This is a genomic window from Arhodomonas sp. AD133, assembly GCF_051195215.1.
Taxonomy (GTDB): Bacteria; Pseudomonadota; Gammaproteobacteria; order Nitrococcales; family Nitrococcaceae; genus Arhodomonas.
Window position 1 is genome coordinate 1 of the sequence record NZ_JBNAZM010000093.1, and the last position, 4,818, is coordinate 4,818.

4 protein-coding genes are annotated in these 4,818 nt (G+C 60.5%); all 4 read left to right on the forward strand.

From position 1 onward, the window contains the following. Positions 1-94: 94 nt before the first annotated feature. Genes ACPEES_RS22765 through ACPEES_RS22780 form a run of 4 tightly spaced genes read left to right on the forward strand, consistent with a single transcriptional unit; the run spans position 95 to position 4,757 of the window. Complete coding sequence (locus ACPEES_RS22765; RefSeq protein WP_435106688.1) at positions 95-1,483, forward strand: N-6 DNA methylase; 1,389 nt, start codon at positions 95-97, stop codon at positions 1,481-1,483. Next, positions 1,480-3,246 carry a restriction endonuclease subunit S gene (locus ACPEES_RS22770; protein ID WP_435106690.1) on the forward strand — a complete coding sequence of 589 codons (1,767 nt, stop codon included), beginning with the start codon at positions 1,480-1,482 and terminating at the stop codon, positions 3,244-3,246. Before ACPEES_RS22765 ends, ACPEES_RS22770 begins: the two co-directional genes overlap by 4 nt. A gap of 33 nt (positions 3,247-3,279) precedes the next feature. Continuing rightward, positions 3,280-4,509 carry a DUF6361 family protein gene (locus ACPEES_RS22775; protein ID WP_435106692.1) on the forward strand — a complete coding sequence of 410 codons (1,230 nt, stop codon included), beginning with the start codon at positions 3,280-3,282 and terminating at the stop codon, positions 4,507-4,509. Beyond that, positions 4,509-4,757 (forward strand): hypothetical protein, encoded by a 249-nt coding sequence (locus ACPEES_RS22780; RefSeq protein ID WP_435106694.1) that lies wholly within the window; start codon positions 4,509-4,511, stop codon positions 4,755-4,757. The genes ACPEES_RS22775 and ACPEES_RS22780 overlap by 1 nt, the downstream gene beginning before the upstream one ends. The last annotated feature ends 61 nt before the right edge of the window (positions 4,758-4,818 follow it).

Here is a 4,818-nt window from a genome sequence, read left to right on the forward strand (position 1 = left end):
TCGACCATCACTGGAGCGTTTACATTTCATACCAGCAATTCTACCAGAAAATGACATTACTTTCTAAAAGATTAGTAAATCCATCCAGGACATCATGCGCACCGACGTCGGTGTCGACGGTGACGCCCAGCGAATCGGCCAGCTGGTCTGGATGCTCTTCCTCAAGATCTACGACGACCGAGAGCAGGAGTGGGAAGTGCTTGAGGATGACTACGTCTCGCCGATCCCCGAAGAGCTGCGCTGGCGCAACTGGGCGGCGGATGAAGAGGGCATGACCGGCGATCAGTCCCTGGAGGCCCGCGGCGACGATATGCGGCCGGTGGTGATTCGGCGCATATTCGAGGACGCCTACAACTACATGAAGTCCGGCCAGCTCCTGCGGCAGGTCATCAACAAGCTGCAGGAGATGGACTTAAACGTCTCCGGCGACCGCCACGAGCTGGGCGACGTCTACGAGCAGATCCTCAAGGACCTGCAAAGCGCCGGCAACGCCGGTGAGTTCTACACCCCCCGCGCCGTCACGGAGTTCATCGTCAACCGGGTGGACCCCAAGCTCGAGGAGCGGGTAATGGACCCCGCCTGCGGCACCGGCGGCTTCCTCGTCAGCACCATCGAGCACAAGCGCGAGCACTACGTCGACACGCCGCAGGACTGGGAGACCCTCCAGACCACCATCCGCGGCATCGAGAAGAAGCCCCTGCCGCACCTGCTAGCCAGCACCAACCTGATCCTCCATGGCGTCGAGGTGCCCAGGCAGATACGTCACGACAACACCCTGGCCCAGCCATGGACGGACTGGGGCTCGCGCGACCGGGTGGACGTCATCGTCGCCAACCCGCCCTTCGGCGGCATGGAAGAGCCGGGCATTGAGACCAACTTCCCCCAGAACTTCCGCACCCGGGAAACCGCGGACCTGTTCATGAGCCTGTTCATCCACCTGCTCAAGGACGGCGGCCGGGCCGGTGTGGTACTGCCCGACGGCTTTCTGTTCGGGGAGGGCATCAAGACCCGGATCAAGGAGAAGCTGCTCTCAGAGTGCGATCTGCACACGATTGTTCGACTACCCAACGGTGTATTCAGCCCCTACACCAACATCAAGACCAACCTTCTGTTCTTCACCAAGGGCCGGCCCACCCAGGCGGTGTGGTACTACGAGCACCCCTATCCGGAAGGCTACAAGAGCTACAGCAAGACCAAGCCCATGCGCTTCCAGGAGTTCGAGCGGGAGATCGCCTGGTGGGGCGCGGAGGACGACGGTTTCAAGGCTCGCGAGGAGACCGAATACGCCTGGCGCGTGCCGGTCGAGGACATCCAGGCCGACAACTACAACCTCGACCGCAAAAACCCCTACGCCGCCGAGGAAGAGAACCACGACCCCGAGGAATTGCTGGCCAGGTACGAAAGCCAGCAAGCGGAAATCCAGGAGCTGCGCGATCAGCTCAAGGACATCCTGGCCGACGCCCTGGGGGAGCAGCAGCAATGAGCACGGAGCACCTGATTACCGAGCATCTGGACCTCTGGACCAGCGCCGTCACTTACAAGAACGGCAAGGGGCGAGGCAACAACGGCGAGCCGAAACTGACCGGCATCGACAAGCTGCGCGAGCTGATCCTGGAGCTGGCTGTGCGCGGCAAACTGGTGCCGCAGGATCCCGAGGAGGAGCCGGCTTCCAAGCTTCTGGAGCGCATCGAGAAAGAAAAGGAGCGGCTGCATAACGAAGGTAAGATCAGGAGGCCGAAACGGTTGTCGTTCGATTCGGAGGATAAGCCTTTTGAGCTACCTGCGACATGGAAATGGACTTGTCTTGGTGAAATTGGGCAGATAGTAGGAGGGGGTACTCCAAAATCCAAAGTATCCTCATTCTGGGCGAGTAACGGGATTAAATGGTTGACACCTGCCGACCTCTATGGCTTCGAGGGGAAATATGTTTATTCGGGGCGGCGAGATATATCTCAAGAAGGCCTTGATAAGTCCTCTGCTACACTTCTGCCGGCCGGATCAGTTCTTTTTTCTTCGCGTGCCCCAATCGGCTACGTTGCCATTTCCGGTTCCCCTCTGGCGACCAATCAAGGTTTCAAGTCCTGCGTCCCTTACCTACAAGGGCTCAGCGAGTACCTTTTTTACTTCCTTAAACGTTCCGCGAAGTTCATTGACGACTCGGCAAGCGGGACCACCTTCAGAGAAATATCGGGGAGTAAGATGGCCCAAGTGCCAGTGGCCCTTCCCCCTCTGGAGGAACAAGAGCGAATAGTCGAAACAATCGACGAGCTCATGGCCCTCTGCGACCGCTTGGAGCAGCAGACCTGCGACCAGTTCAGCGCCCACGAGACCCTCGTGGACACCCTGCTGGACACCCTCACTCGCTCGCAGGACGCGGCCGAGCTGCCCGAGAACTGGGCCCGCCTGGTCGCCCACTTCGACACCCTGTTCACCACCGAGCACAGCATAGACCGTCTCAAACAGACGATCCATGAGCTTGCCGTCAAGGGACTATTGGTGCCCCAAGACCCCAACGATGAGCCGGCCTCCAAGCTACTGGCGCGAACGGCTGCGGAAAAGGAACGGATGACACTGAAAGGGGGAATACGGAAGTCGAAGGCGCTTCCCGGAATTCGAGAGGATGAAATACCGTTCAAGCTTCCAGTAGGCTGGTCCATCGCCCGGCTCGACGATATCACTGAAATCCAAAGTGGCATAGCTAAGGGGAAGAAGCACACCGGTTCTGAAACGGTTGTCCTACCTTACCTTCGAGTTGCAAACGTTCAACGTGCTGCACTCCTTTTGGATCAAGTGAAAGAGATTGAGATAGCGAAGAGTGACATGGATCGCTACTTGGTTCTGCGGAGGGACTTACTAATAACCGAGGGCGGGGATTGGGATAAGGTTGGTCGAACTGCCATTTGGAATGGTTCCATTCATCCAATAGTTCATCAAAATCATGTATTTCGGGCTCGCCTGCTTCTTGAGGAGCAGAATGAGCGCTGGATAGAGGAATATCTAAATTCTCGGTTTGCAAGGGAGTATTTTGCGGAGTCCAGCAAACAAACCACCAATTTGGCATCGATAAATAAGACACAGCTTAGAAGTTGCACAGTTCCAATTCCTCCCATCCAAGAGCAAGAGCGCATTTTGGAAAGAAGCGACGAGCTTATGGCCTTGTGTGATCGCCTCAAGTCGCGGCTGAAAACGGTGAAAGAAATCCAGCAAAGTCTGGCCGACACCATCGTCAAACAGGCGGTGGCCTGAGTCAGGCCCGGGGTCTAAGGGGCCATCCCAACGATGAGCGCAAGCCCTGCCTTCCTAACCTGGATCGACCTCACCGCCTCGGACCGAGACAAAGTCCGTCGCGTTCTCGACTTGTTCAACGAACAGGGCACCGTCGACGAGCTGGGTCTCGGTCCGATCCGCGACTTCCTGTCGGACGCCCTGTTCCCCGGTACCTCCGTACTGCACACTCGCCTGCGGTACGTGCTGTTCATCCCGTGGCTCTATGGTTGGTTGGAGGCACGGCCACGCCAGGTCCAGAACGTGGCCGCCGAAGCGCGGGCCATGGAACTCCGGCTGGTGGAGGCCCTGAAGAAACGGGGAGACCAGGAGGGGATCATTGGTGCCCGGGCGGGCCAGAGCCTGGCCCGACTCCCCAGCAATGCCTACTGGGCCGCCCTGGTGCGGTGGGGCATTTTCGTGCCGAACCAGAGTCAGAGCTGGTATTTCCGCCATTTCCGGGAGGTCGCGACTCCGGCCGTTGCGGGACACCCCGATGACCCCGGCGTGGCCCGGGATCGGGCCCGCACCTGGAATGCACATTTGCCGGAGCCCCCCGAGGACCTGCTCGAATCCGCCAGCTTTGAATTGTCTCGCGAGGAGGCGGACTTCATCCGCGGCTGCATCGGGACGAACGTCCCGCATAGCTTGATCGCCTGGCTGGCCCGGGAAGGATCGCCGAGCCTCGGAGAGGTCCCCTGGCCCTGGCAGATCCCAGGTCGGGCGGATCTGCCGGCGCGACTCGAGGAGGTTGTCGAGATGGCGCGGCGGTTCTCGCTTCATCTGGAAGGCGCGCCGTTGGTTTACAACCTGCTGCTGGCCGAGACGCGGCTTGATCGTTACGGCGACCCCCAGGGCCAGGATCAGGAGGCCGCCGAGAAGTACCGCCACTCCCTGGCCGAATGGGCCGACCGCGAGGTCCAGGACCCGGACAGCTTCGATCCCCAGGCGTTGTGGAGCTTGGCCGCTCGCCACGGAGTTTCCGTGAGGCCCGGTCTCAAGCGGTTCGTGGAGCAGTGGGCGGAGGGGGTATCACGGATAGGTCCGCGCGAGGTGGCCAACAGCCGCGGCTTGAAGAATCTGATTGCGCAGCGGGAGCGCGCCCTGAAGGGCCCCCGAGCACGACTGGTGAATGAAAGCCGCCTGCTCGACTGGCGCGGTGACGTCGGGACGGGGCGGATGGCGTTCCGCTGGCCGCAGGTGCGCACCCTGCTGACCGACCTGCACCGAGGGCTGGCGCGCTGATGCTTTCACCCGACGCGCGCGCAGTCGCCACGGATATCCTGCGCCCACCGGCCGGCTACCGACTCGACCGCACCGTGATGACCACCTACAGCCTGGACCTGGAGGTGCTGCTGGCCCTGCCGTTGGCGGTGCTGGCCCAGGCTGACGGCGGCGTGGAGGAGTTGCTGGAGGATCCCCTACTGCTGCTGGAGGCCCTGCGCGAGGCCTCCGATCGTGTTCATGTGTTCGTGGATGTCAATCCCGGTTGAGGCTGTCCGGTTTTCCCCGGGCTAAAATGTCCGCTGCTCGGTGATGGTGTGTCTGGGGTGA